Below are 26,869 nucleotides of genomic sequence, written 5' to 3' on the forward strand. Positions count from 1 at the left end.
GCACATCCCAAATGTCCGCCACTACACTGCGTATCGTCGAAGGATCCTCCATGGACAAGTCCAAGGCCCTCTCAGCCGCGCTCTCCCAGATCGAGCGCCAGTTCGGCAAGGGCTCGGTGATGAAGCTCGGCAAGAACGACCGTTCGATGGATGTCGAGACGGTGTCGTCGGGGTCGCTCGGGCTCGATATCGCGCTCGGCGTCGGTGGCCTGCCGAAGGGACGCGTCGTCGAAATCTACGGGCCGGAATCCTCGGGCAAGACCACGCTGGCGCTGCACACCGTGGCGGAAGGCCAGAAGAAGGGCGGCATTTGCGCCTTCATCGACGCTGAACACGCGCTCGACCCGGTCTATGCGCGCAAGCTCGGCGTCAACATCGACGAGCTGCTGATCTCGCAGCCGGACACCGGCGAGCAGGCGCTGGAGATCTGCGACACGCTGGTGCGCTCCGGCGCGGTCGACGTGCTGGTGGTCGATTCGGTTGCGGCGCTGGTGCCGAAGGCCGAGCTCGAGGGCGAGATGGGCGATGCGCTGCCGGGCCTGCAGGCGCGCCTGATGAGCCAGGCGCTGCGCAAGCTCACCGCCTCGATCAACAAGTCCCACACCATGGTGATCTTCATCAACCAGATCCGCATGAAGATCGGCGTGATGTACGGCTCGCCGGAGACCACCACCGGCGGCAACGCGCTGAAATTCTACGCCTCGGTCCGCCTCGACATCCGCCGCATCGGCGCGATCAAGGAGCGCGACGAGGTGGTCGGCAACACCACCCGCGTCAAGGTGGTGAAGAACAAGCTGGCGCCGCCCTTCAAGCAGGTCGAGTTCGACATCATGTACGGCGAGGGCGTCTCCAAGATGGGCGAGATCCTCGACCTCGGCGTCAAGGCAGGCATCGTCGAGAAGTCGGGCGCCTGGTTCTCCTATGACAGCCAGCGGCTCGGTCAGGGCCGCGAGAATTCCAAGGCATTCCTGAAGTCGAATCCCGACATCACCGCCAAGATCGAAGCCGCGATCCGGCAGAACTCCGGCCTGATCTCCGAGCAGATCCTCGCCGGCACGCCCGAGCGCGACGCCGAAGGCGAGGAGCCTGCCGACGAGTAAGCCGCAAGGCTCAATCATTTCGCTGGAAGCGGGCGCTGAGGACGTTGAGTTGCCGACGTCTTCGGCGCCCGTTTCGCTTTGTGCCTGGCGTCGAGAGAGTTGAGCGGATGAAACGCCTGATCCTGACCAGCCCGTCCGGCCTTAGCCTCGCGCGTTCGGGGCTCACCGAGATCGCTATTACATCCGGCTTTCGGTTTGTTGGTGGACCGCTGCCGCCGCCAGGAGAGCTTGAGGCTTACTTCGGATTACGGTCGGACCAGGATTCAGTCGGACATTGGTCGCACTGGAGCTCACAGAGCCAGTGGCCTCAGGATGCCCGTGCGCGCCGGCATCTCGCACTGATCGAATTCTGCGAACCTTACGAGATTATCGAGCTTTGGTTCGATCCGAACCCAATGGATCAATTGCAGCTGATTTGGTTGCTCGATCATTTCCGGGCCTACCCGGCGATGGCGGCCAAGCTGAAATTGCGCCTGGTCGCGTTCGATCTGTCGATGATGCACGAGACATGGCGCGGATGGAACGAGGTGCCGCTGATCAACATACGGCCTGCCGACCTCGAGACTGCAAGTCTCTGTTGGCAGGCGTATCGAGCGGCAACGCCCGAGGCCTGCTTCGATACGCTGCATCGAGACCTCAGCGGCTTTCCCTTGCTGAGGCCGGCGCTGCTTGATTTGCTCCAGGAGCTTCCGTGGAGCGGATCGGGACTTGGCGCGACCGAACTGCGACTGCTCGAACTGATTGCGGCGGGCTTCATGGGGACGAACGGGCTGTTCTACCTTCGCGGCTTTCGTCAACGCGGTGTGTTCACCGACATGGAAATCGGCACGCTGCTTCAGGGGCTCGCGCATGGGCCGCGGCCCGCGATCGCCGGGCTCGATGATGAGCTACGCGTCATCGCCCCTGAGAATTTGCGCGCGCGTATGGAGGCGTATCAGCGAAGCCGGCTGTCGCTGACTGAATTCGGCGAGGCTGTCCTTGCCCATAAGGAGGACTTCAGTCGCCACAATCCGATCGATCGTTGGTGGGGTGGCACGCATCTCACCAACGACAGCCTTTGGCGCTGGGCCCCCACGCTGGGGAAGCAATAGCGCCCGATGGCGGAGTGGCCGTTGTGACTCAATCCGCGCAACACCGATTGGCAATCGGCTCACCCCTGCGCCAGCGCCTTTTCCCGGCCTGCGATCAGTGCCCGCAAGTCCTCGGTCACGGCGACCGATTGATGGGTCTTCTGGTCGGTGGCGACCCAGATGATCTCGCCGGTGGCACGCAGGTCGTCCGAGCTCTTGGCGAAGATCGCGAGCGCAAGCACAATCGAGGAGCGGCCGATCCGCGCCACCCGCACGCAGACCTCGATGTCCTCGTCGAACCGGATCGGCGCCTTGTATTCGACGACCGACTTCACGGTGTGAAAGTCGATCCCGGTCCGCGCCACTTCGCCGAGATAGTCATAGCCGAGCGCGCGGAAATATTCCGTGATCGCGGTGTCGAAGTAGGTCAGGTAGTGGGCGTTGAACACCACGGCCTGCGCGTCGACCTCGGAATAGCGGACGCGGAACGGGAAATGAAACCAGAATTCCTCGCGCATGTTTCCTCCTGCCGCGGGCGGCCCTCGCTATCGTTCGTCCCGCGGCCCGCTTCGACCGATGCAGGTCGCGGACAAGCGAAACGACGAGCTCTTTTCTTTGAAATGGTGGGTTGAGCCGCAGGGCTCAACCCATGCTCCGATTGGATCGTAGGATGGGTAGAGCGAAGCGAAACCCATCACCTCGCCGCCCAGATGCAATTGATGGGTTTCGCTGCGCTCTACCCATCCTACAATGGTGACATCAACGGCCGATCTACTCTGCCGCCTGCGCGTAGTCCTCGACCGGCGGGCATGAGCATACCAGGTTGCGGTCGCCATAGACGTTGTCGACGCGGCCGACCGGGCTCCAGTATTTGTCGGACCGCGACACGCCGGCCGGGAAGCAGCCCTCGGCGCGGGTGTAGGCCCGGTTCCAGTCATCGTCGGCAATGTCGTGGACGGTGTGCGGCGCGTGGCGCAGCGGCGAGGCCTCGACCTTCCAGCGGCCCTTCTCGATCTCCGCGATTTCGTCGCGGATCGCGATCATGGCGTCGCAGAAGCGGTCGATCTCGAACTTCGATTCCGATTCCGTCGGTTCGATCATCAGCGTGCCCGCCACCGGGAAGCTCATGGTCGGCGCGTGGAAGCCGTAATCGATCAGGCGTTTCGCGATGTCGTCGACGGTGACGCCGCTGGTCGTCTTCAGCGGCCGCGGATCGACGATGCACTCATGCGCGACACGGCCGCGCTCGTTGCGGTACAGCACCGGGAAGTGCGGCTGCAGCCGCGCGGCGATGTAGTTGGCATTGAGGATCGCGATCTCGGTGGCGCGCGTGAGGCCTTCGCCGCCCATCATCAGGATGTAGATGTAGGAGATGGTCAGGATCGACGCCGAGCCGAACGGCGCGGCCGACACCGGGCCGATGGCGTGCGCCGTCGCGCCGTCGGTTGCGGGATGACCCGGCAGATAGGGCGCAAGATGCGCCTTCACGCCGATCGGGCCCATCCCCGGGCCGCCGCCGCCATGCGGGATGCAGAAGGTCTTGTGCAAATTGAGATGGCTGACATCGGCGCCGTAATCGCCGGGCCGCGAGAGCCCGACCTGCGCGTTCATGTTGGCGCCGTCGAGATAGACCTGGCCGCCATGCGCATGCACGATGTCGCAGATCTCGCGGATATGCTCCTCGAACACGCCGTGGGTCGACGGATAGGTGATCATGACCGCGGCAAGGTTGGCGGAGTGCTTCTCGGCCTTGACGCGGAGATCGTTGACGTCGACGTCGCCGCGCGCATCGCACGCCACCACCACGACCTCCATGCCGACCATCGCGGCCGAGGCCGGATTGGTGCCGTGCGCGGAGGAGGGGATCAGGCACACCTTGCGGTGCGGCTCGCCGCGCGCGAGATGGTAACCCCGGATCGCAAGGAGTCCGGCATATTCGCCCTGCGCGCCGGAGTTCGGCTGCAGCGAGACCGCGTCATAGCCGGTGATGTCGCACAGCCACTGCTCCAGCCGCTTGAACAGCGCGTGATAGCCCTTGGCCTGATCTGCGGGCGCGAACGGATGCAGATTGCCGAACGCCGGCCAGGTCAGCGGGATCATCTCGGTGGTGGCGTTGAGCTTCATCGTGCAGGAGCCGAGCGGGATCATCGCGCGGTCGAGCGCGAGGTCGCGATCGCTGAGCTTGCGCATGTAGCGCAGCAGCTCGGTCTCCGAGCGGTGTGTGTTGAACACCGGATGGGTGAGGAACGCGCTGGTGCGCCGCAGCTCCTTCGGCAGCGCCTCGCGCGCGGCCGCTTCGATCTCGGCAAAGCTGAGCTTGCCGCCGAACACGCGCCATACTGCCTCGACGGTCTCCGGCGTCGTGGTCTCGTCGAGCGCGATGCCGAGCGTGGTCGCACCGATGCGCAGATTGATCCGCTCCGCCTGCGCGCGGGAGACAATCTCGATCTGCTTCGCTCCGGCCTCGACCGTCACGGTATCGAAGAACGCTTCGCTGGTCGGCGCAAAGCCGAGCTTGCGCAGGCCGGCCGCGAGTACGGTGGCGCGACGATGCACGCTGCGCGCGATATGGGTCAGGCCCTCGGGACCGTGATAGACCGCATACATCGAGGCGATCACGGCGAGCAGCACCTGCGCGGTGCAGATGTTCGAGGTCGCCTTCTCGCGGCGGATGTGCTGCTCGCGGGTCTGCAGCGCGAGGCGATAGGCGGGCTGCCCACGCGAATCCACCGAGAGGCCGACGAGGCGGCCGGGCAGCGAGCGCTTCAGCGTGTCGCGCACCGCCATATAGGCGGCGTGTGGTCCGCCATACCCCATTGGCACGCCGAACCGCTGCGCCGAGCCGATCGCGATGTCGGCGCCGAGCTCGGCGGGCGAGGCGAGCAGCGTCAGCGACAGCAGGTCCGCCGCGACGATCGCAAGCGCGCCCTTGGCGCGCAGCGACGCGATGGCAGGCTTGAGGTCACGCACCGCGCCTGATGTTCCCGGATATTGCAGCAGCGCGCCGAGCACATCGGCGTTGTCGAGCTCGGTCAGGGGATCGCCGACCACCAGCGCCCAGCCCAGCGGCGCGGCGCGCGTGCGCATCACCGCCAGCGTCTGCGGATGCACCTCCTTGTCGACGAAGAACACCTTCGCCTTGACCTGCGAGTGGCGCTCGGCGAGCGCCATCGCTTCCGCCGCGGCGGTCGCCTCGTCGAGCAGCGAGGCGTTGGCGACATCGAGCCCGGTGAGGTCGCAGATCATGGTCTGGAAGTTGAACAGGGCTTCGAGCCGGCCCTGGCTGATCTCCGGCTGGTACGGCGTATAGGCGGTGTACCAGGCCGGGTTCTCCAGAATGTTGCGCTGGATCACCGCGGGCAGGATGGTGCCCGAATAGCCCTGGCCGATCAGCGAAGTGAACACCTGGTTCTGCGCGGCGAGCTCGCTCATATGCGCGAGCGCCTCGGTCTCGCTCAGCGCCCGGCCGAGATCGAGCGGCGCCTTCTGGCGGATCGACGCCGGCAGCGTCTCGTGCATCAGCGCCTGCAGGCTCGCGGCGCCGACCGTCTCCAGCATCGCGTTGACGTCGCGCGGCGACGGTCCGATGTGGCGGCGGACGAAATCGGTGGCGGCTTCGTTGATCGGCTTGAAGGGCGCGTTCATGACGTGGTCCTCGGAGTGATCCTTTAGGCGGTGTGCGCGGCGTAGGCGGCCTCGTCCATCAGGCCGCCGAGCTCGCCCTTGTCGGCAATCTTCATCTTGAAGAACCAGGCCTTGCCGCCAGCGTCTGAATTGACCAGCGCGGGCTCGGCGGCGAGCGCGTCGTTGACCTCGACCACCTCGCCGGAGATCGGCGCGTAAACGTCGGAAGCGGCCTTGACGGATTCCACGACAGCGGCGGCCTCGGCCTTCTTCAGGCTGCGGCCGACCTTGGGCAGTTCGACGAACACGACGTCGCCGAGCTGCGACTGCGCATAGTCTGTGATCCCGATCGTGGCGACGTCGCCCTCGATGCGGAGCCATTCGTGGTCGGACGTGTACAGCGTCGTCATGGGATCGATCCTTTGGCGTTCAGCGTTTGTAGGTATTGGGGACGAAGGGCGTGGCGGCGACCTTGAGCGGCAGCCGCTGGCCGCGCACTTCGGCGAAAACGGTGGTGCCGACCGCGGAAAGGGCGGTCGGCAGATAGCCCATCGCGACCGGCGCATTGAGGCTCGGGCCGAAGCCGCCCGAGGTCACCTTGCCGATCTGGTCGGTCGAGGCGGCATCGGCGAACAATGCGGCGCCTTCGCGCACCGGGGCGCGGCCGTCGGGCTTCAGGCCGACCCGCCGGCGCGCGGCGCCATCTGCGAATTGCGCGAGAATCTTGTCGGCGCCCGGGAAGCCGCCGGCGCGGGCGCCGCCGCTGCGGCGAACCTTCTGCACCGACCATTCCAGCGCGCCTTCGACCGGCGTCGTCGTGGTGTCGATGTCATGGCCGTAGAGGCACAGCCCGGCTTCGAGCCGCAGGCTGTCGCGCGCGCCGAGCCCGATCGGCAGCACGTCGGGATTGTCGAGCAGCGCGGTGACCAGGGCTTCCACCTTGTCTGCGGGCACGGAAATCTCAAAGCCGTCCTCGCCGGTGTAGCCGGAGCGCGAGACGAAGCAGTCGACGTCGCCGACGCGGCGCGGACCGGCGTCCATGAATTTCATCGAACTGACATCTGCACAAAGTTTCGCCAGCGCCGATTCGGCCTTCGGCCCCTGCAGTGCGATCAGCGCGCGGTCGGCCAGCGATACGATCTCGCAAGTGTCGGCGAGATTCGCACGCAGATGCGCCTCGTCCTCGGCCTTGCAGGCGGCGTTGACCACCAGGAACAGGTGATCGCCGAAATTCGCGACCATCAGGTCGTCGAGCAGGCCGCCGTCATTGTTGGTGAATTGCGCGTAGCGCTGCCGTCCCGGCGCGATACCGACGATGTCCTGCGGCACCAGTTTTTCCAGCGCGAGCGCCGCGTCGGTGACCTTGCCGGATTTGGCCTTCAGGACGAGCTGGCCCATGTGCGACACGTCGAACAGGCCGGCTTCCTTGCGGGTGTGCAGATGCTCCTTCAGCACGCCGGCCGCATATTGCACCGGCATGTCGTAGCCGGCGAACGGCACCATCTTGGCGCCGCGCGCCAGGTGCAGCGCGTGCAGCGGGGTCTGTTTCAGCGGAGAAGTTTCGCGTGCAAGCATCACAGGGCCCTCGCGGTTCCCGTCGGGGACCTATTTCCCCTTGAGAAACCTGCAGAAAGCCCCATCTGTCGCTGTGCCTGAGAGTATTATCCCGTCGGCGGACGCATCGGGGCGAACCCCAGCGTCTCTTTCCAGATGTCAGACGTCACGCGGTCCTTTTGCCTGAGAGTTTCCGGGGCGGTTGCTCCTTCGGCGCCGGCGGTAAGGCCGGTCTCTCCCGACGTGACTAGGTATAGGTAGGTAGAAAACACGGCGCCACCAAGACTGTCAACGCAGCTGCAGCAACTATCCAATGGGCTTTGTGCTGCCGCGGCAAGCCCATGATCCGCCTGCACAGTTTCTGGACACCGCAGCTGGCAATGTCTAAAAGCGTTCGGCCGGAAAATGACGCCTTTTTGCGGCTGGCCGGCCCCTTTTTCCGATTGGATGAACATGAGCAGCGTCAACGACATCAGGTCGACATTTCTGAACTTCTTCAAGGAGAACGGCCACGAGATCGTGGCCTCGTCGCCGCTGGTTCCGCGCAACGACCCGACCTTGATGTTCACCAATGCCGGCATGGTGCAGTTCAAGAACGTCTTCACCGGCGTCGAGAAGCGCAGCTACCAGCGCGCCACGACGTCGCAGAAGTGCGTGCGCGCCGGCGGCAAGCATAACGACCTCGACAATGTCGGCTACACCGCGCGCCATCTCACCTTCTTCGAGATGCTCGGCAACTTCTCGTTCGGCGATTACTTCAAGGAGCGCGCGATCGAGCTCGCCTGGAATCTGATCACCAAGGATTTCGGGCTGAAGAAGGACAAGCTGCTGGTCACCGTCTACCACACCGACGACGAGGCGGCCGGCTACTGGAAGAAGATCGCGGGCTTCTCGGACGACCGCATCATCCGGATCCCGACCTCGGACAATTTCTGGGCGATGGGCGACACCGGCCCATGCGGTCCGTGCTCCGAGATCTTCATCGACCGCGGCGAGCACATCTGGGGCGGCCCTCCGGGCAGCCCGGAGGAGGATGGCGATCGCTTCCTCGAATTCTGGAACCTGGTGTTCATGCAGTACGAGCAGGTGACGAAGGAGGAGCGCGTGGCGCTGCCGCGTCCCTCGATCGACACCGGCATGGGGCTGGAGCGCATGGCGGCCATCCTGCAGGGCGTCGAGAGCGTGTTCGAGACCGATCTGTTCCGCAACCTGATTGATGCCGCCGCGTCTACCCTCGGGCACGGTCCGAACGAGCAGAACGTTGGGTCGTATCGGGTGATCGCGGACCATCTGCGCTCGTCGGCGTTCCTGATCACCGACGGCGTGCTGCCGTCGAACGAGGGCCGTGGCTACGTGCTGCGCCGGATCATGCGCCGCGCGATGCGCCATGCGCAGCTTTTGGGCGCGAGCGAGCCGCTGATGCATCGCCTCGTCTGGGCGCTGGTCCGCGAGATGGGCCAGGCCTATCCGGATCTGGTTCGCGCGGAGAAGCTGATTGAGGAGACGCTGCGGTTGGAGGAGACGCGCTTCCGCAAGACGCTGGCGCGCGGCCTGTCGATCCTCGACGAGAAGAGCGCCGGCCTCAAGAAGGGCGACATGTTCGACGGCGACACCGCGTTCACGCTGTACGACACCTATGGTTTTCCGCTGGATCTGACGCAGGACGCGCTGAAGTCGCGCGGCATCAGCGTCGACCAGGCTTCGTTCACCGACGCGATGGAGCGGCAGCGCGTGAAGGCGCGTGCCTCCTGGGCGGGCTCGGGCGAGGCGGCGAGCGAGGCGATCTGGTTCCCGCTGCGCGAGAAGCTCGGCGCGACCGAATTCCTCGGCTACGAGACCGAGAGCGCGGAAGGCGCGGTGACGGCGCTGATCAAGGACGGCGCCGAGGTCGAGAGCCTGAAGGCCGGCGAGAGCGGCGCGATCGTGCTGAACCAGACCCCGTTCTACGGCGAGTCCGGCGGCCAGGTCGGCGACATCGGCGTGCTCACCGGCGAGGGCGTCAAGTTCCGCGTCACCGACACGCAGAAGAAGGCCGGCGATCTGTTCGTGCATCTTGGCACGGTGGAGCAGGGCACGCTCGGCGTCGGCACCGCGCTGCAGCTCGAGGTCGATCACGCCAGGCGTTCGTCGATCCGCGCCAACCATTCGGCGACGCATTTGTTGCACGAGGCGCTGCGCCAGGTGTTCGGCGATCACATCGCCCAGCGCGGCTCGCTGGTCACGCCGGACCGGCTGCGCTTCGACTTCGTGCATCCGAAGCAGATCACGCCGGAAGAGCTCGCCCGGATCGAGGACATCGCCAACGATGTCGTGCTGGAGAATGACGAGGTCACCACCCGGATCATGGGCGTCGACGATGCCCGTGAGGCCGGCGCCCGCGCGCTGTTCGGCGAGAAGTACGGCGACGAGGTCCGCGTCGTGTCGATGGGCAGGGGTGCCCGCGATCACGGCCAGAACGCGCTCGGCTGGTCGGTCGAGCTCTGCGGCGGCACCCATGTCCGCCGCACCGGCGACATCGGCATGATCTCGGTGACCAGCGAGGGCGCGGTGGCGTCCGGCGTGCGCCGCATCGAGGCGCTGACCGGACATCACGCGCGCAAGCACGCCAACGACACCATCGCGCTGGCCAAGACCGCGGCGCTGGAGCTGCGCACCACGATCGACGACGTGCCGGCGCGCATCGCCGCGCTGATGGAGGAGCGCAAGAAGCTCGAGCGCGATCTGTCCGACGCCCGCAAGAAGCTCGCGATGGGTGGCGGCGGTGCGTCGAACGGCGCCGCCTCAGCCGTTCGCGAGGTTGGCAATGTCAAGCTGCTGGCGCGCGCGGTCGAGGGCGTCGAGACCAAGGATCTCAAGAGTCTCGTCGACGACGGCAAGAAGCAGATCGGCTCGGGCGTGGTCGCGATCGTCGGCGTCACCGAGGACGGCAAGGCCGGCATTGTGGTCGGCGTCACCGCCGATCTGACCGCGCGGTTCAATGCGGTCGAGCTCGTGCGCAAGGGCTCCGAGGTGCTCGGCGGCAAGGGCGGCGGCGGCCGGCCCGACATGGCGCAGGCCGGCGGGCCCGACGGCGCCAAGGCGGACGCCGCGCTGTCGGCGATCGAACAGGCCATGACTCAACAGGCATCGGCCGGCGCCTGACGGAGAGGCTGATCGTGGCGACGGCTCCGCTCAAGCCCACGATCAGCGATCCCGGGCCGCGCGACCGTCTCTACGAGCTGCTCGAACGCGATGATCTGCCGCATTCGGGCGGCTTGCGGTTTGCCCGGGTCATCGTCGCCATCATCGCCGTCGATGTGCTGGCGGCGATCCTGGCCTCCGTGCCCGAGATCGACGCGCAGTTCGGCTGGCTGCTGACGACCATCGAGATCGCGGCGGTCATCGCCTTCGCGCTGGAATATGCCGCGCGGCTCTGGAGCGTGGTCGGCCACTCGCTGCGCGATATGACGCCGGCGCGGGCACGGCTGGAATACGCCTTTTCGGCGCTCGGGGTGATCGACCTGCTCGCCTTCCTGCCGTCGGCCATCGCGCTCGCGATCGGCGACAAGACCGCGCTGGTGCTGTTCGGCATGCTGCCGTTCCTCAAGCTGGTGCGCTATTCGACCGCGATGCGCTCGCTGCTGGCGGCGCTGCATGCCGAGCGGCGCACGCTGTTCGGCTGCGTGGTGATCCTCACCGGCGCGGTGCTGCTGTTCGCCTCGCTGCTCTATGCCATCGAGCACAGGGTACAGCCGGACAAGTTCGGCACCATGCCGCAGGCGATGTGGTGGGCGATCGTGACGCTCGGCACCGTCGGTTACGGCGACGTCGTCCCGATTACGCCGCTCGGCCGGACCGTCACGGTGGTCGCGATCGTGGTCGGCTTCGCGATGATCGCGCTGCCGGTTGCGATCATCTCGACCGCGTTCGCCGATGAGGTCCGGCGCCGCGACTTCGTCGTGACCTGGGGCATGCTGGCGCGGGTGCCGCTGTTCTCGCATCTTGGCGCCGCCGATATTTCCGACATCATGCGGCTATTGCGGTCGCAGACCATCGAGGCCGGCGAGGTGCTGGTGCGGCGCGGCGATGCGGCGTCATCGATGTATTTCATCACCGCGGGCGAGGTCGAGATCGACCTGCCGAGCCAGCTTGTGCGGCTCGCCGACGGCGCGTTCTTCGGCGAGATCGCGCTGCTGCGGCGGACCAGCCGCTCCGGCACGGTGACGGCGACGCGCAAGACCAAGCTCCTGGTGCTCGATGCGCAGGACTTCCATGCCCTGATCGAGCGCATGCCGGCGCTCGCCGCGCATGTCCGGGAGACCGCCGAGGCGCGGCTTGCCGATCCGCTCGCGGCCGGCGGCGACCTAGCCGCCGCAGAGATCGCCCAGGCGCCGCGCGAGACCGACGGCGGCATCCGCGACTAGAGCATTTTCGGTTCTGATTGAATCAGAACCGAAGCTCTAGATCCTTGTTTTGACGCGTTTTCTTCACGCGAACCGGTGTCCACTTCGCTCGAAAACGCTCTAGAACCTCATTCCGATTGAATCGGAACGAGGCTCTCGATTCTTCGTTTGACGCGTTTTCTTCACGCGGACCGGTTACCCACTTCGCTCGAAAACGCTCAGTCCCGTCGCAGGAACACGTAATCCGCCGAATATGCCGCGCCCTTCAGCGCGCCTGATTTGTCGCAGGCGCCGCTGAGCTCGCCGCCCGAGGTGTTGATCCGCTGCACGGTTGCGACGCCGGAGAGCAGGCCGTTGCCGCGGTGGGCAATCACCTCGAGCTTCAGCCAGGCAATGTCGGAAGGCGTTGCGCCGGGTGCGCTGCCGGCGGTGCGGGCGGTCACGGCGCTGCCGTCGACATGCTCCCAGTTCGGACCCGCATAATGCCGGCCGACCGTGCGGCCATCGGCGATCAGGGTGGCGACCGGTTCGCGGAACGACCAGGCGAGCTTGCCGTCGGTGACCGGCTTGCACTCATAGACCTGCACGCCCTCGGCATGGACCGACAGAACCGGGGACTCGCCGGGCGCCGCGACCGCGTCGGGCAGGGGGCCGGCAGCGAATGCCGCCGACCCGGTGAGCGAGAACGATGCGAGCACGACGGCTCTGACAAGGGCCATGGTCATGCTCGCACCTGTCTTCCCGGGATGACGGCCTCAGGCCGCGATCGCCTTCACGAGGTTGTCGGACACCTTGTCGAGGAATCCGGTGGTCGAGAGCCAGCGCTGGTCGGCGCCGACCAGGAGCGCGAGGTCCTTGGTCATGTAGCCCTCTTCGACGGTGGCGACGCAGACCTTCTCCAGGGTGGTGGCGAACTTCGCCAGCGCCTCGTTGTTGTCGAGCTTGGCGCGATGGGCGAGGCCACGGGTCCAGGCGAAGATCGACGCGATCGAGTTGGTCGAGGTCTCCTTGCCCTTCTGGTGCTCGCGGTAGTGGCGGGTCACGGTGCCGTGGGCAGCCTCGGCTTCCACGGTCTTGCCGTCCGGGGTGAGCAGCACCGAGGTCATCAGGCCGAGCGAGCCGTAGCCTTGGGCCACGGTGTCGGACTGCACGTCGCCGTCGTAGTTCTTGCAGGCCCAGACATAGCCGCCGGACCATTTCAGCGCCGAGGCCACCATGTCGTCGATCAGGCGGTGCTCGTAGGTCAGGCCCTTGGCGTCGAATTCCTTCTTGAACTCGCGGTCGAAGACGTCCTGGAAGATGTCCTTGAAGCGGCCGTCATAGACCTTCAGAATCGTGTTCTTGGTCGACAGATAGACCGGGTAGTTGCGCATCAGGCCGTAGTTGAACGAGGCGCGGGCGAAATCGGTGATGGAGTCGTCGAGATTGTACATCTCCATCGCGACGCCGGCGCCGGGCGCCTTGAACACTTCCTTCTCGATCACGGTGCCGTCCTCGCCGACGAACTTCAGCGACAGCGTGCCCTTGCCGGGGAACTTGATGTCGGTGGCGCGGTACTGGTCGCCATAGGCATGGCGGCCGATGATGATCGGCTTGGTCCAGCCGGGAACCAGGCGCGGCACGTTCTTGCAGATGATCGGCTCGCGGAAGATGCAGCCGCCGAGGATGTTGCGGATGGTGCCGTTCGGCGACTTCCACATCTGCTTCAGGCCGAACTCCTTCACCCGGGCCTCGTCGGGGGTGATGGTGGCGCATTTGACGCCGACGCCGACCTTCTTGATGGCTTCGGCGGCGTCGATGGTCACCTGGTCGTTGGTCTCATCGCGGTATTCCATGCCCAGATCGAAATAGAGCAGTTCGACATCCAGGAACGGGTTGATCAGCTTGTCCTTGATGTACTGCCAGATGATCCGGGTCATCTCGTCGCCATCGAGCTCGACGACGGGGTTGGATACCTTGATTTTTGCCATGATGGGGAGGCCCTCTTGGGAACGGCGCGCTTTTGACGGCGGGGATGGAAAAGACGCCTGCGCTATAGCACCGCCCGGGGGCGGGCGGAAGCGGAGGGGTTATGCACTTTCAGCCCATCTTTTCACCTAAAATGGGACCTGGGTGGCCGTCCCCGCGACGATGTACCAGGTCACGAACAGGCCCGCGATCAGGGCCCCCGGCAGGCTCGATCCGGTCCGCCGCCAAGTGAAGGTCGCGATCACGGCGACGATCGCGAGCAGCGGCACGAACTGGATCGCGACGATGGTCGAGAGCGGCACGAAACCGGGGTCCGGGACCGGGTTGAACAGCTTCCCGGTCAGCCCCAGCGTGCCGTATTGCAGCACCAGCAACACGATGAAACCGAACGTCAGCGCCAGGATGTTGGTCAGGTACAGCGCCCCGCGCGGCGCATCCATGGTCGAGAAATTCCGGTGCAGCACGTGCAGCGCCACGACGAAAAACGCCGTGAACGGAATCAGATAGATCAGGAAGATGAGGAATTGCTTCGCGCTCATCAACTTGAGTGCGACGATCCAGAAGCGGAAGTCGATCTTGAAGGCGAGGTCGGCGAGCCACAGCGCGGCGTAGCCGACCGCGACCGAAGCCAGCGCGATCACGACGGATTGACCGACGAGGCCGGTCCGGCTGGTACGCTTCGGGGCGAACCGCATCAGGGCGAGCGTGATCAGGCCGTTGATGATGGCCCAGACCAGGATCTGGTTGGTGATCCCCTGCGGCAGGAACGCGCTCGGGGTGACGAAAGTGCCGCCCAGCGCAAAGGCCGGGTAATAGGTCAGCGCCGGGATGAAGGCGGACAGGATGAACGCCGTCGTCCAGCGCCGGCCGCTCGCGGCCTGATGCGGCGGCATCGTGCCGTCGGCAACCGCCGGCAGCCGCAGGCGGGAGAACATCCTGGCTTCCAGCAAGCCGTCGAACGTCCCGATCACGAGGGCGATGAAGCCGATCAGCGCGACCAGCGTGCCGATCTCCTTGCGGAACCAGATCTGGTCGTCGACCGGCCGCGAGGTGCCGCCCTTCAATGTCTTGGCGAACCAGTCGAGGCTGTAGCCGATCGCCTCATGCGAGATGTGCTCGGCCGGATGGGTCATCGCCGGGGTGAACAGCACCCGCGCGGTGCCGCTGGCCGGATCGCCATAGACCTTGCCCGGCTCGACCGCGCCTTGCGTGCCGAACAGCGCCCAGAGCTTTGGGCTCTTGGTGACGTCGCGCGCGAGCTGGACGCCCCACATCAGGTCGGGGAATTCCTCGTACTGCGCGAACACCAGCGCGGTGTTGCGCGGCCAGTTCGCCGTGCCCTCGGCGGCGAATGGCTTGCCGGTGGACGAGCCCTCGAGCACCATCGACTTGTAGTCGTTGGGCATCGCTGCCGCTGCGGCGAGCACGGTCCAGCCGCCCATCGAATGGCCCTCGAGCCCGATATTCTCCTTGTCGACGAATTGGAGGCTGCGCAGATAGGCAAGGCCGTCAGGTCCGCCAAAACCGTTGGCGAAGGAGGGCGGGTCGCTATAGCCGTGGCCGGTTTGGTCAAGCGCCAGCACCACGTAGCCGCGGCGGGCGAACTCGATGGCGAAGCCGTCCTGGGTCTCGCGCGAATTGATATAGCCGTGGACGGCGAGGATGCCGGGCGCCGGAATTTGCGGCGTGGCATTCGGTGGGATGTAGAGCAGGGCGCTCATGGTATTGCCCTTGGCGCCCTTGAAGCGCACATCCTCGATCCGGATGCCGCCGGCGGTCTGCGTGAAGTGGGCGAGCAGGCCCCCCGCCACGATCAAGATCAGGCCCAAAATCGCCAGCGTCCATCTGCCCCGCATCGCCGTCTCCCCAAAGTGCCTCGCCGTTCAACCGGCGTCTCAAGCGTGCCTTTACAGCTTCGCTTTGGTTGTGGTTGATAGCCTATCCGAAGGCCAAGTGCGCGCAAGCGGCAGCCTTCGCTTCGTGCGATTGGGACTCCGATTGAGGATTCGCAAACGCCGCTAACCCTGTTATCTCCTTGGAGAAAATGGTCCCGCGCAAAACCGGTGCAAAGCTGGTCGATGCGGTCTTGGGCCCCTGCTTGAGATTTTGAATCAGCCGCTTTGGAAGCTGATTCAAAATCTTCAGACGTTGAATCAGAAAGTGAAGTGAGATGTCCGGCACCGACAAGACCAAGGCAGGGCACGACCTTGCCGGTCCCGTCGTCATCCTGGTCGAGCCGCAGCTTGGCGAGAACATCGGCATGGCCGCGCGCGCGATGGGCAACTTCGCGCTGTCGAGGATGCGCATCGTCAACCCGCGCGACGGCTGGCCGAACATTGCCGCCCAGCGTGCCGCCGCCGGTGCCGACCACATCATCGGTTCCGTCGAGCTGTTCGACACGGTCGAGCAGGCGATCGCCGATCTCACGCTGGTGTTTGCGACCACCGCCCGGGCCCACGACCAGGCCAAGCCGGTGGTCGGCCCGGAAGCCGCGGCGGGTGAGATCGTCGGTCATGTCGCATCCGGCGGCGGCGCCGGCATCCTGTTCGGGCGCGAGCGCGCCGGCCTGACCAATGAGGAGGTCGCGCTCGCCAACCGCATCATCACCTTCCCGGTGAATCCGGGCTTCGCTTCGCTCAATCTGGCGCAAGCGGTGCTGTTGATCGGCTACGAGTGGTTCAAGCTGTCGACCGCGGGGGCGCTGCCGTTCGCGATGCCCGAGCGGTCCGAGCCGGCCTCCCAGCACCAGATGCAGGCCTTCTTCGACAACCTCGTCGCCGAGCTCGACAAGGTCGAGTTCCTGCGGCCGGCGGAGAAGCGCGATACCATGCTGGTGAACCTGCGCAACATCTTCACCCGGATGGATCCGACCAAGCAGGACATGCACACGCTGCACGGTGTGGTGATGGCGATCGCCGAGGGCCGCAAGGGCCCGGCCAAGGGCGGGGTGCTCGACGGCGCCCAGGCGACGCGCTTGCGGGCGCTGCTCGCCGAGCAGGGGCAGGGTGGCGCGACCGCCGACAGCAGCAGCACCGTGCGCGGGCTCGCCCGGCTGCTCCGCCGCAACCCGACCGACGCCGAACGGATCCTGTGGCAGGCGCTGACGCGGGACCGCCGCTTCGCCGGCCAGTTCAAGCGCCAGACCCCGGTCGGCCGCCACATCCCCGACTTCGTCTCCTTCGTGCACCGGCTCGCGATCGAACTGGTCAACCCGAACGAGAGCGAGGCCATCGGAGCCGACCGCGCCAAGCGCAGAGCCTGGCTCGAGGCGCGCGACTATCGGGTGGTCGACATGCACGTGGCCGAAGTCGAGCGCGATCTCGACGGCGAACTCGCGCGGCTGGAGGCGGGGCTGCAGCAGGGGCGCTAGCTTACGCAATTGCTCTGTCCGCGGAGCAAGAACGGGATTCGAGTAGCGACTCCTTCCACACGTCGTCCTGGCGAAAGCCAGGACCCATAACCACCGCATTGGATTGTGAAAGGGATCGTTGCCGCAGCGTCGCGCAACAATTGAGATTTAGGGTAATGGGTCCCTGCTTTCGCAGGGACGACACTGTGTTTGTTGCGCGATCGTTGAGTCATGCATCCGCGTTCTCGCGACGCGCTTCGCCCGAGCTTTGCTCTTCGTTTCGCCGCTCTGATTACAGAGGACGAAGGGAAAGCCGAGTGCCGACCGCAGGCGGGGTGCGGCGCGGATGGCGTGATATCTGCCCTCACAATCCGGAAGGCGGCATCTCGCTAGGCTAGCGCCGACACGAGCCACAGACCCACATGCAGATCGCGCCCATCCGCTCCGATGCTTGCGGCGAGCGCGTTGCGTACCGCTTCCATGGCGCGATGACGTTGATCGTCCGTGGCATTCTCGAGCAGCGCAGGCAGCGGGCCGGCCTGCGTGATGAAGGCCATGCTTTGCGCGATGTCGCCGCCATGGATCGGCACGTCGGTGGCCTTCAGTGCAATCTCGTGAAATCCTGCCTCGGTCAGGATACTGCGAACGCGCTCCTCGCGCGCGAACGAAAACATCCCAGGCGCCAATGGATCGAGCGGCGGCTGAGGCGGCACGTGCGGTCGTGCCGCCTCGATCGGCACGCGAAACCACGGCGACTCCGGCATGGTGCGAAAACAGACGAACACCAGCCGCCCGCTCGCCTTCATGCCGCTGCGGATGTTGGTGAAGGCCTTGACCGGGTCATCGAAGAACATCAGGCCAAAGCGCGAATACACCAGATCCGCCCAGCGCGGTTCGAAGCCGTAGATCGTTGCGTCGGCCAGCGCACAGGTCACGTTGCCAAGTCCTGCCTCGGCGACACGATGCCTGGCCAGATCCAGCATCGGAACCGAGATATCGACACCCAACACGGCACCTGACGGACCAACAACCTTGGCGAACGCCAACAATGTGTCACCGGTGCCGCATCCGATATCGATTACATGATCATCCGGCTTTGCCGCCGCAGCACCCAAGCTGACGCTGGTGACCGACGTGAAGACATCGCTGATCACGGCTTGCTGCGAAACCCATGAGTGCCCCATGGTGCTGTTCCAAAACTCTGCTCCTCGGGGGTTTGCGGTAGGCGTCTGCATTTGATCAATCTCCTGGTGCTGAAAATCCGACGGAGTGTCGTCTGAAACAAACTGCAAAAAACTCCAAATGGAATACGAACCGCAGCCGACGCGCTTTGCATGTCGGCTTCAGGCCATCAGGACGTCTTCGCACGATCCGGATCTGATCGATGCTGGACGGCGCTCAGGTGGTGGAGTCATTGCCGCGGCTGCCTTTCGGCCTGGACATCGGAGGGATGCAGCTGCCGAAGCGTGGATCGAGCGGATCGTAGCGCGACCTCATTCTCGCGACAATGTAGAGTGCCGCCAGTGCGAAGGAGCCGAGCAACAGCAGGCCCCATGCAGGTGGCGGACCTGCAATCAAAAGCACTGCTGCTCCAACGAGGACTAACGCGAAAATGCCCGAAGACAGTTTTGAAGCCATGACCGGCTCCGCAGTTAGCGCAAGGACGGGATACTACCCTGAAATCGATCTAGTTGTGAGAGGCCGGCTGCGACACGCCAGCGCAGATATATCCACCTGCGCCGTGAACGGAGCAACGGCCAGTTCGCTCCCGGCCGCGAAGGTCACTGTTGCGAGTTAGACGTTGAGTTGGCCCCGGCTCACTTGCTCACTGCCGCGTGGATGGCGCGGCAATGTTGTACCAGTACGTCATGCGAGACCACGAAGTCCTTCAACGGCGTCTTGATGTCGTAGAAGTAGATGTTGGCCACGAAGCCATAGATGCCGGCATCGACGGTCGTCGGTTTGTCGCCATGCACATAGCCACGGCTCGGGATCAGGCTCGCCAGTGCGGCGAGATCGGCGAGCCCGCGGGCCATCGCGGCATCAGGCTCGAAGCGGCCGATGCCCTGGTAGTAGTAGCGCCGGGCGTTGAACTCCTTGGCCTTCATCAAGCCGTCGTCGGTGAGGCCCGGATGTTCGCGCTTGAGCGCATCGCGGAACTGGGGCCAGTAGCGCTCATCCTGCCAGCGCGAATAGGACATCACCCAGTAGAGATCGTCGAGCGTCCGCGTGACGAGCAGATTGGTCGTGCGCTGCGCCGGCGTCAGCGCGGCATCCAGCGTCACGCCATATTTTCCGGTGACATAGGCGAGGATGGTCTCGCTGTCGCCGACGGCGTCACGGCCGTCGACGATATAGGGCAATTGCTGGCGCGGCGCCTTCGACGCATCGAAGATGTGCTCGTGCCGGAACGGCACGCCGGCGAGCTTCAGAAAAGCGAATACCTTCAGGCCATAGCCATTGTTGTCGGCGACGCCGAACAACGGCGGATAGGAATAGAGCGTGAGCATGGCGGCTCGTCACGTTCAAGGGCGCCGCAGGCTATCTCAGATGCGCCAGTTAGGCGAGCCCCGCGACTTCCATCAAGGTCCACAAGGAGGAGAAACCTTGTCGTCCCTTTCTGTCCTCAAACCCCAAGGCGATCCAAAGGAGCCTTGATCCTTATCTTTAGGCCGTTCTGCCGCCAGTCGTATTCGATCTTGCCCCCGAGCTGACCGGCAATACTGCGCTCCGTGAGCACGCTGCCAAAGCCGGCGGCTTGCGGCGGGGCGGCAATCATGGGCCCGCCGGTCTCATCCCACTCAAAATGCAAGTCGCCGCCTTGCGTCTCCCATTTGATACGGATCGCCCCGCTCGGCTCCGAGAGTGCCCCGTATTTGGCTGCATTCGTCGCGATTTCGTGCAGCGCAAGGGCGAAGCTCGTTACGGCCATCACGCCTACAGGCACATCGGGGCCGCCGATCATGATGCGGTCGCAAGAGCCGTCGTCATAGGGTTGCATGACGGTTCGCACGACCTCGTCCACCGTCGTCCGTTCGCTATGCGCTTCCGTACCCATGATCCCCGGACGTATAAGGTCCTTGGCCCGCATGAGGGCATCCAGCCGCCCGCGAAGCGAATGAGCCATTTCCTGCGGCGTTCGAGCTGATCGAGCACTAAGGCTGATGATGCCGTGGAAGATCGCGAACAGGTTTTTCACCCGGTGGTTCGCCTCTCGCGCAAGCAACCGTTGATGCTCTTGCGCTTCCTTCTGAGTGGTGATGTCCACTACGACACCGACGAAGTTGGTAAGCTCGCCGTTCTCGTCTCTCAGGCATTCGCCGCGCGCCTCGACCCAGCGGATGGTTCCGTCTTTGTGGAGCAGCCGGTATTCCTGGATGTACTTTTCTCCGGTGGCGACCGCGAGATTCACGGCCGCAGTAGTCCGCTCCACGTCCTCCGGATGGATGCCCGCGACATATTCCGACAACGGTGCGCCTTTCTCGCCCTTGGCGGGATCGACTGAGAACATTTGTGCGAAATACGCATCCGAATAGAACGTGTCCGTCGGCACATGCCAGTCGAACGTGCCTATCATTCCGGCGGCACTTAGCGCTTGGGTGAGCCGTTTCTCCGCTCTGGCCAGTTCTCGCTGCGCCACAACGCGTTCAGTTGTCTCGTTCACGATGCAGAGGACGCCGCCTATGTCGCCCGCCTCGTTCCGAACCGGGGAGTAGGAGATGTCGAAATAGACGTTCTCCGGATAGCCGTGCCGCTCGATGTAGAACGGACGATCCTTGGCGAATACGGTCTCACCGGTGTCGAGGACGCGCCTTAGCAGAGGTTCAAGATCGTCCCAAAGCTCCGCCCAATTCTCTCGCGCGGGCCGCCCAAGTGCCCTTGGATGCTTCTCACCGATGGTCGGTGCGTAGGCGTCGTTGTAGAGGGCCACGAAGTCCGCGCCCCAGAACAGTACGATTTGTGCGTTGGCAGGCAGCATGAGGCTGACCGCGCTCTTGAGATGTGCAGGCCATCCGTCAATGGGTCCCAAACTGGTCGTGGACCAATCGAGCGCGCGAATGAGCGCACTCAATTCGCTCCCGCTCGGCAGGAAGTCAGTTTGACATTTGCCGCGGGGACTCGTCTCGCGAGTGGTGCTCATTGCATTGAAGCAAACAGGACTTTGCGACCGGAAACAAGAGCCGCGTTCTCCTGCCACTCCCTTAGTCAACTGAGCCAGTTGAGCCAAATGAGCTAACAATGGTTATTCGGGCAATATCCGGTTCGGGTCATGAGCCGCCGATGACGCCCAAGCCGGGCGGCTTCCGCTTTGCCATCGGAAGCCGACGCCAGCGGTGCACGCTTCGGACGGTCAGGCCTTCGAGATGCCGCCGTCGATCACCGGTCCCATCGGCTCGTAGCGCTCGCCGCTGAAGCGCACCAGTTGCAACTGCTCGAGCGGATAATAGTCCGATGGCGAGGTGTTGATCCGGATGCCGGGCAGCAGCATGTCGGATTCGAAATCCTTCAGGTTGGCCGCCTGCTTGATGATGCTTTCGGACGAGACGTCGTCGCCGCATTGCTTGAGCACCTGAACCAGGATCTGGCTGGTGAGATAGCCGGTGACGGCGTAGATGTCGTTCTTGGCCGCCGCCGGATCGTATTTGTCGAGGAAGGCGCGCCATTTCTGGATGGCGGGATCGTTGTCCCAGGCGGCGTCGACGGGATCCTTCAGATAAGCGCTCGAAATGATGCCCTTGGAGACGTCGAAGCCCGCGGCCTTCAGCGTCGAGCCGGCGGAGGAGGCGTTGTTGCCGATGTAGTGCGCCGGCTGCCAGCCGAGTTCGGCGATCTTCTTGATGCCTTGGGCGGCGAATTTCGGCGTGGTCATGCTCATGAACACGTTGGCGCCGGCGGATTTGCAGCGGACCACCTGGCTGTCGATGGTCGGATCGGCGGTCTCATAGGACAGCTCCGCCACGATCGCGGACGTCCTGGCGCCGAGTCCGTCCTTGAAACCCTTCAACACGTCGCGGCCGAAATCATCGTTCTGGTAGACGATGCCGATCTTGGGGTCGTTCTGTGTCGACAGCACATGCTGCGCGAAGGCGCGGCCCTCGATCTGGTAGCAGGGCTGGAAACCCATGGTGTAGGGGAAATTCTTGTAGTCGCCGAACTTGGTCGCGCCCGAGGCGATGAAGAGGTGCGGGACCTTCTTCTGGTTCATGTACTTCATGATCGCCGCGTTGGTCGGCGCGCCGAGCGGCGCAAACAGCACGTCGATCTCGTCGCCTTCGACCAGCTTGCGCGCCTGTTCCACTGTCTTGGCCGGGCTGTAGGCGTCGTCATAGGTGATGTACTTGATCATGCGGCCGTTGATGCCGCCTTGCTCGTTGATCATCTTGAAATAGCCGCCGGGCGTGCGGCCGATCGACGAATAGACCGCAGCCGGTCCCGAATAGGCGTCGATATTGCCGATGACGATCTCGGTCTTGCCCTTGGCAATGGCGGGCGTGCCGAGCAGCAGCGTGGCCGACGTGGCAGCAGTGCCCTTGATGAGATCACGGCGTGTGAGCCGGGATGAACGGTTCCTTGGCATTGTCGTCCTCCGTTTCTTGTTGTTGGCCGTTTTGGCATTGTTCGCCGGTTGGCAGCCTCTGACGGGCATGTCGGCTTGAAGCATTCCATAGTGCTTCAGCCGGATCAAACCAGTCTATGAGTGAGGCGCGGCAGAACTTGTGTGCAGTCGCTATCGCCGGAAATATTCGCGCGGTGTCAGGGTCCGGAGCGGCGCGGCAGATCGCATGATCCGCCGCGCCGACGCCGAGATCGATCAGGCCGCCAGAGCCCGGTTCGCCGCGCGATCGTGCGCATCGAGCTCGCGCAACGGAAACGCGCGATCGTAGGCGATGTTAAAGGCGAACGCGTAGACCAGATAGAACGCGACGATGGAGATATCCATCATCAGCGCCGCCCACAGCGAGACGCCGAGATACCAGGCGACGAACGGGATCAGCAGCACGATCAGGCCGGCCTCGAACAGCATCGCGTGCGCGACGCGGATCGGCATCGTCTTGGCGATACGGCCGGTGACGCGGACCAGCGCGTGGTCGAAGCCGAGATTGAACAGCAAGTTCCAGACCGTCGCTACCGTCGCCGAGACGATTCCGATGACGCCCATATGGGCGACCGGCTGATTGAACAGCCAGGCGGCCGCCGGCGTGAAGATGGCGATGCCGATCAGTTCGAACAGGACTGCGTGCCTGACCCGGTCGGAGAAGGAACGCATAGACATTTTGAAACCCTTTCTTGTCGTTGCGACCGGATTTCTATCTGATATTGTGCCATAACCAAGTTAGGTATTATCTGGAAAAGAGATAGATGTCCGTTTCCATGGACCAGCTCGAATCCTTCGTGGCGGCGGCCGAGCAGGGCTCGTTCTCCGGCGCGGCGCGGCTTTTGAAGAAGGCGCAATCAGCGGTCAGCACGCATGTCGCCAATCTGGAGGCCGATCTCGGCATCGCGCTGTTCGACCGCGCCGGCCGCAATCCGGTGCTGACCGAGGCAGGGGCGCGGCTGTTGCCGGAAGCAAAACTGATCCTCGATCGCCGCGAGCACCTGATCGGTGTCGCCAGCAGTTTCGAGGCCCATGTCGAGAAGCGCCTGGTGGTGGCGATCGACGAGCTCTATCCGGAGAGCGCGGTAGGCGAGCTGTTCGCGGAATTCGCCGGGCGTTTTCCCCATGTCGAGCTGGAACTGCTGTTTCCGATCATGGAGGACGTCAGCCGTCTCGTGCTCGACGGCAAGGCCGATGTCGGCGTGATGTGGCGGCAGGAGCATCTGCCGCCAGAGCTTGGCTTCAAGACCATCGGCTGGGTGCCGCTGCAGCTGGTTTGCGGCAAGAACCATCCGCTGGCGCATGGCCGGGTGGATTGGGAGGAGCTGAAGCGGCATCGCCAGATCATGGTCACGGTGCGCAACGAAGGCACCGAGCGGCATCGATTGCGTGTCGCAGCCGAGGTGTGGTGGGTCGAGAGCCATTGGGTGATCCTGCAGATCCTCAAGCAGGGCGTCGGCTGGGCGCTGATTCCGGCGCACATCATGGCGAGCTCGCAGGTTGCCGATGAGCTCGCCATTCCCGAACTGGAATTCGACGAGGGCGCACATCCCGTTGCGCTCGAAGTGGTCTGGCACAAGCAGCGGCCGGCCGGGCCGGCGGCAAAATGGCTGCGCCGCCGTTTCGCTACGCGGCCGCCCATGCTGCGCATGTGACGGGATCAGACAAGCGTGGAGTTGCTCATCGCATGGTGAGCTGACATCGCGACCATGATGTGTTGCGATAGGTGCTGCACGGACCTGACAGGGTGGAGACGATGGCGAAGCAATTGGAAGGTAAGGTCGCGGCCGTGACCGGAGCGGCGTCGGGCATCGGACTGGCCAGCAGCGAGGCGATGCTGGCGGCCGGCGCGCGCGTGGTGATGATCGACCGCGACGCCGCCGCGCTGCAGGCGCTCGCCGCCAGGCATGGCGATGCCGTGATCCCGCTGGTCATCGACCTGCTCGACCCGAAGGCCTGCGCCACGCTGCTGCCGCGGGTGCTCGAGAAGACCGGCCAGCTCGACATCCTGCATGCCAATGCCGGCATCTATGTCGGCGGCGACCTCGTCGATGCGGATACGAGTGCGATCGACCGGATGTTGAACCTCAACGTCAACGTCGTGATGAAGAACGTGCACGATGTGTTGCCGCACATGATCACGCGCGGCACCGGCGACATCATCGTCACGAGCTCGCTCGCCGCGCATTTCCCGACGCCGTGGGAGCCGGTCTATGCCTCGTCGAAATGGGCGATCAACTGCTTCGTGCAGACGGTGCGGCGCCAGGTGTTCAAGCACGGCATCCGTGTCGGCTCGATCTCGCCCGGGCCCGTGATCAGCGCGCTGCTTGCGGACTGGCCGGCGGAGAAGCTGGAGGAGGCCAAGGCGGCGGGCAGCCTGCTGGAAGCGAGCGAGGTCGCCGAGGTCGTGATGTTCATGCTGACCAGGCCGCGCGGCATGACCATCCGCGACGTCGTGATGCTGCCGACGAACTTCGATCTGTAGGGCGCATTTCTGCCGGACGTCGCCTCAGGCGGCGCCGCGATCGAACGCCGGTGCGGGGTCCTTCTTCGTCAGCCGGCGCAGCGCCGCGACATTGGTCGCGACGGACGCCAGACGGCACTGCGCCTTGCCGTCGGATTTGGCCTCATAGAGCGCGGCATCGGCAACGGCCAGGAGCTCCTCGGCCTCGGTACCGTGCTCGGGCGAAACAGCGACACCGACACTGACGCCGACCTTTGCGAAGATGCCGTCGGCGAGCCGGTAGGGCATCGTGACGGTCTGGATGATGCGATGACCGACGGCGAGTGCCTGCTCGGCGGTGACGCCGTCCACCAGCACGACGAATTCATCGCCGCCGAGCCGCGCGATCACCGCGGTCTCGGGCAGGGCGCGCCGCAGCCGCTCGGCGGCCAGCATCAGCACCTGGTCGCCGGCCGCATGGCCATAGGTGTCGTTGACCGGCTTGAAATTGTCGAGGTCGAGGAACAACAGCGCGAACGGCCCGCTATCTCCAGCCGGGGCCGCGAGCTTCGCGTTCAGCGCGGCGACGAAGCCGGCGCGATTGCGCAGGCCGGTCAGGGTGTCGTGATGGGCCAGATGGCCGTTCTCGCGCTCGGCGCGCATCGTCGCGATCAGCATCTTGTTGAGGCGGAAGGCAGCGACCGTCATCGCCGCGAGATACATCGGCACTTGCAGGAACACGATGAACAGCAGCGGCTCGCCGGCCAGTGCCGCCCCGGGCACGATCGGGCCGAGGCTGAGCAGGATCATGGTGCCGGCCAGGCGCGGCGCGCTGAAGTTGCGGAAGCAGATGCCGCCGACCATCGCCGCCGCCGACAGCGAGGCCAGCATCGCAACCACCCAGTCGCCGCTTGCGAGGCTGATCAGGATGCCGAAGCCGACGCTGGCGCTCCAGGCGACCGCAAGGACGAGGTGCAGATCGGTCGGCGTCGGCCGCCGCTCGCGCGCCGCGCGATGCGCAGACACCAGCACCGCCAGTCGCGAGAGGCAGATGACGAGTTCGAGGATGACCCAAGTGATGAACGGCGCGGTCGGCTCGCGGATCGCAATCACGGCCGCGACGGCAACCGTATTGACCGCACCGGCCGCGAACACCGGCAACGAGCCGTAGAGATCCCCGATCAGCGCCGCGCGGATGTCGTCGGGCACGCCTGGTCCGGCGTCGGCGAGCCAGCGCGTCACGCCCCAGCGCGGCTGGCTGTATCGTCCTTTTTCGGACTGCATTGTTCTGGCCTCGTACTTTCATCTCGCAACTGACCCGGCCGGACCTAACAGGCGTTTAAGGCCGGGGCGGATCGCGCGGCGTGATTGACGACGGGTAAACCCGGCGGGCGATCGCGCCGCTGAATACCGATCTCGGAGGCCGCGCTGCGGCCGCTGGTCGCGACGATCGGTTCGGCCGGCGGTTAACTTTCGCGCAGCGACGGGATTAATCGCCACCGGCAAGGGTTCAAGAAGGTCACAGAACAACACCCTTCAGGGAGGCTTCCTCATGCGTCGTGTCAGTCTGGCTTTGATCGCATCCGCAACCATGCTCGCCGCCGCGCCGGCGCTGGCGCAGGCACCGCTGGTCGAGAAGAACGTCTCGATGGCGATGTCGCTCGCGATCATGCAGGCGGCGCTCGATCAGTGCACTAGGGATGGCTACAAGGTGTCGGTCGTGATCGTCGACAAGGGCGGCAATGTCGCGGCCTCAGTGCGCGGCGACGGCACCGCTCCGCAC

22 protein-coding genes and 1 riboswitch are annotated in these 26,869 nt (G+C 64.8%); of the genes, 8 read left to right on the plus strand and 14 right to left on the minus strand.

All coding sequences use genetic code 11. The features are described from left to right. Positions 1–11: 11 nt before the first annotated feature. Complete coding sequence (gene recA / locus IF803_RS39190; RefSeq protein WP_461195829.1) at positions 12–1,100, plus strand: recombinase RecA; 1,089 nt, start codon at positions 12–14, stop codon at positions 1,098–1,100. Positions 1,101–1,207: 107 nt separating this feature from the next. Further along, entirely contained in the window at positions 1,208–2,191 is a 984-nt protein-coding gene (locus IF803_RS39195; protein WP_461195811.1) for a hypothetical protein, read from the plus strand. A 59-nt stretch (positions 2,192–2,250) separates the two neighbouring features. Here the strand turns inward: IF803_RS39195 and IF803_RS39200 are convergent, their stop codons facing one another. The 4 genes from IF803_RS39200 to gcvT all read right to left on the minus strand — a co-directional run bounded on the left by IF803_RS39200 (position 2,251) and on the right by gcvT (position 7,369). Beyond that, positions 2,251–2,688 (minus strand): acyl-CoA thioesterase, encoded by a 438-nt coding sequence (locus IF803_RS39200; protein WP_461195812.1) that lies wholly within the window; start codon positions 2,686–2,688, stop codon positions 2,251–2,253. Positions 2,689–2,941: 253 nt separating this feature from the next. Then, entirely contained in the window at positions 2,942–5,815 is a 2,874-nt protein-coding gene (gene gcvP / locus IF803_RS39205; RefSeq protein WP_461195813.1) for an aminomethyl-transferring glycine dehydrogenase, read from the minus strand. Positions 5,816–5,838: 23 nt separating this feature from the next. Continuing rightward, complete coding sequence (gcvH, locus tag IF803_RS39210) at positions 5,839–6,204, minus strand: glycine cleavage system protein GcvH (protein ID WP_461195814.1); 366 nt, start codon at positions 6,202–6,204, stop codon at positions 5,839–5,841. A gap of 19 nt (positions 6,205–6,223) precedes the next feature. Continuing rightward, positions 6,224–7,369: a glycine cleavage system aminomethyltransferase GcvT gene (gcvT, locus tag IF803_RS39215; protein ID WP_461195815.1), complete on the minus strand. Its 1,146-nt coding sequence runs from the start codon at positions 7,367–7,369 to the stop codon at positions 6,224–6,226. Positions 7,370–7,510: 141 nt separating this feature from the next. After that, positions 7,511–7,599: riboswitch (glycine riboswitch) on the minus strand. 202 nt (positions 7,600–7,801) lie between these two features. Between gcvT and alaS the strand changes: the two genes are divergently transcribed. After that, a complete protein-coding gene (gene alaS, locus IF803_RS39220; RefSeq protein ID WP_461195816.1) occupies positions 7,802–10,489 on the plus strand; it encodes an alanine--tRNA ligase in 2,688 nt (895 codons plus the stop codon). Between the two features lie 11 nt (positions 10,490–10,500). Beyond that, the gene (locus tag IF803_RS39225; protein WP_461195830.1) at positions 10,501–11,751 is read left to right on the plus strand and encodes a cyclic nucleotide-gated ion channel; all 1,251 of its coding nucleotides are present in this window, start codon (positions 10,501–10,503) and stop codon (positions 11,749–11,751) included. A 197-nt stretch (positions 11,752–11,948) separates the two neighbouring features. On the opposite strand, the gene IF803_RS39230 is transcribed toward IF803_RS39225, so the two are convergent. The 3 genes from IF803_RS39230 to IF803_RS39240 all read right to left on the minus strand — a co-directional run bounded on the left by IF803_RS39230 (position 11,949) and on the right by IF803_RS39240 (position 15,554). Next, a complete protein-coding gene (locus tag IF803_RS39230) occupies positions 11,949–12,449 on the minus strand; it encodes a DUF3455 domain-containing protein (protein WP_461195817.1) in 501 nt (166 codons plus the stop codon). A gap of 36 nt (positions 12,450–12,485) precedes the next feature. Beyond that, the gene (locus IF803_RS39235; RefSeq protein ID WP_016848511.1) at positions 12,486–13,700 is read right to left on the minus strand and encodes an NADP-dependent isocitrate dehydrogenase; all 1,215 of its coding nucleotides are present in this window, start codon (positions 13,698–13,700) and stop codon (positions 12,486–12,488) included. A 126-nt stretch (positions 13,701–13,826) separates the two neighbouring features. Further along, the gene (locus IF803_RS39240; RefSeq protein ID WP_461195818.1) at positions 13,827–15,554 is read right to left on the minus strand and encodes an alpha/beta hydrolase family protein; all 1,728 of its coding nucleotides are present in this window, start codon (positions 15,552–15,554) and stop codon (positions 13,827–13,829) included. 314 nt (positions 15,555–15,868) lie between these two features. Between IF803_RS39240 and IF803_RS39245 the strand changes: the two genes are divergently transcribed. Further along, entirely contained in the window at positions 15,869–17,068 is a 1,200-nt protein-coding gene (locus IF803_RS39245) for a TrmJ/YjtD family RNA methyltransferase (protein ID WP_461195819.1), read from the plus strand. Between the two features lie 368 nt (positions 17,069–17,436). On the opposite strand, the gene IF803_RS39250 is transcribed toward IF803_RS39245, so the two are convergent. The 6 genes from IF803_RS39250 to IF803_RS39275 form a co-directional block, all read right to left on the minus strand. Next, positions 17,437–18,282: a class I SAM-dependent methyltransferase gene (locus IF803_RS39250; RefSeq protein ID WP_461195820.1), complete on the minus strand. Its 846-nt coding sequence runs from the start codon at positions 18,280–18,282 to the stop codon at positions 17,437–17,439. A gap of 163 nt (positions 18,283–18,445) precedes the next feature. Beyond that, entirely contained in the window at positions 18,446–18,685 is a 240-nt protein-coding gene (locus IF803_RS39255) for a hypothetical protein (RefSeq protein ID WP_461195821.1), read from the minus strand. A 179-nt stretch (positions 18,686–18,864) separates the two neighbouring features. Beyond that, positions 18,865–19,557 carry a glutathione S-transferase C-terminal domain-containing protein gene (locus IF803_RS39260; protein ID WP_461195822.1) on the minus strand — a complete coding sequence of 231 codons (693 nt, stop codon included), beginning with the start codon at positions 19,555–19,557 and terminating at the stop codon, positions 18,865–18,867. Between the two features lie 116 nt (positions 19,558–19,673). Then, positions 19,674–21,119: a PAS domain-containing protein gene (locus IF803_RS39265; protein WP_461195823.1), complete on the minus strand. Its 1,446-nt coding sequence runs from the start codon at positions 21,117–21,119 to the stop codon at positions 19,674–19,676. 279 nt (positions 21,120–21,398) lie between these two features. Then, on the minus strand, positions 21,399–22,625 hold the full coding sequence (locus IF803_RS39270) for an ABC transporter substrate-binding protein (RefSeq protein WP_461195824.1): 1,227 nt from the start codon (positions 22,623–22,625) through the stop codon (positions 21,399–21,401). Between the two features lie 234 nt (positions 22,626–22,859). Then, a complete protein-coding gene (locus IF803_RS39275; RefSeq protein WP_461195831.1) occupies positions 22,860–23,315 on the minus strand; it encodes a PACE efflux transporter in 456 nt (151 codons plus the stop codon). A gap of 92 nt (positions 23,316–23,407) precedes the next feature. On the opposite strand from IF803_RS39275, the gene IF803_RS39280 reads away from it, so the two are divergent. Together IF803_RS39280 and IF803_RS39285 are read left to right on the plus strand one after the other, a co-directional pair. Next, entirely contained in the window at positions 23,408–24,298 is an 891-nt protein-coding gene (locus tag IF803_RS39280; RefSeq protein ID WP_461195825.1) for a LysR family transcriptional regulator, read from the plus strand. 101 nt (positions 24,299–24,399) lie between these two features. Then, a complete protein-coding gene (locus IF803_RS39285) occupies positions 24,400–25,128 on the plus strand; it encodes an SDR family oxidoreductase (protein WP_461195826.1) in 729 nt (242 codons plus the stop codon). Positions 25,129–25,152: 24 nt separating this feature from the next. Here the strand turns inward: IF803_RS39285 and IF803_RS39290 are convergent, their stop codons facing one another. Next, a complete protein-coding gene (locus IF803_RS39290; protein ID WP_461195827.1) occupies positions 25,153–26,370 on the minus strand; it encodes a diguanylate cyclase in 1,218 nt (405 codons plus the stop codon). Between the two features lie 268 nt (positions 26,371–26,638). Here IF803_RS39290 and IF803_RS39295 point away from each other — a divergent pair. After that, the coding region (locus tag IF803_RS39295; protein ID WP_461195828.1) for a heme-binding protein at positions 26,639–26,869 on the plus strand (231 nt) is incomplete at its 3' end.

It is taken from the genome of Bradyrhizobium sp. UFLA06-06 (assembly GCF_054820065.1).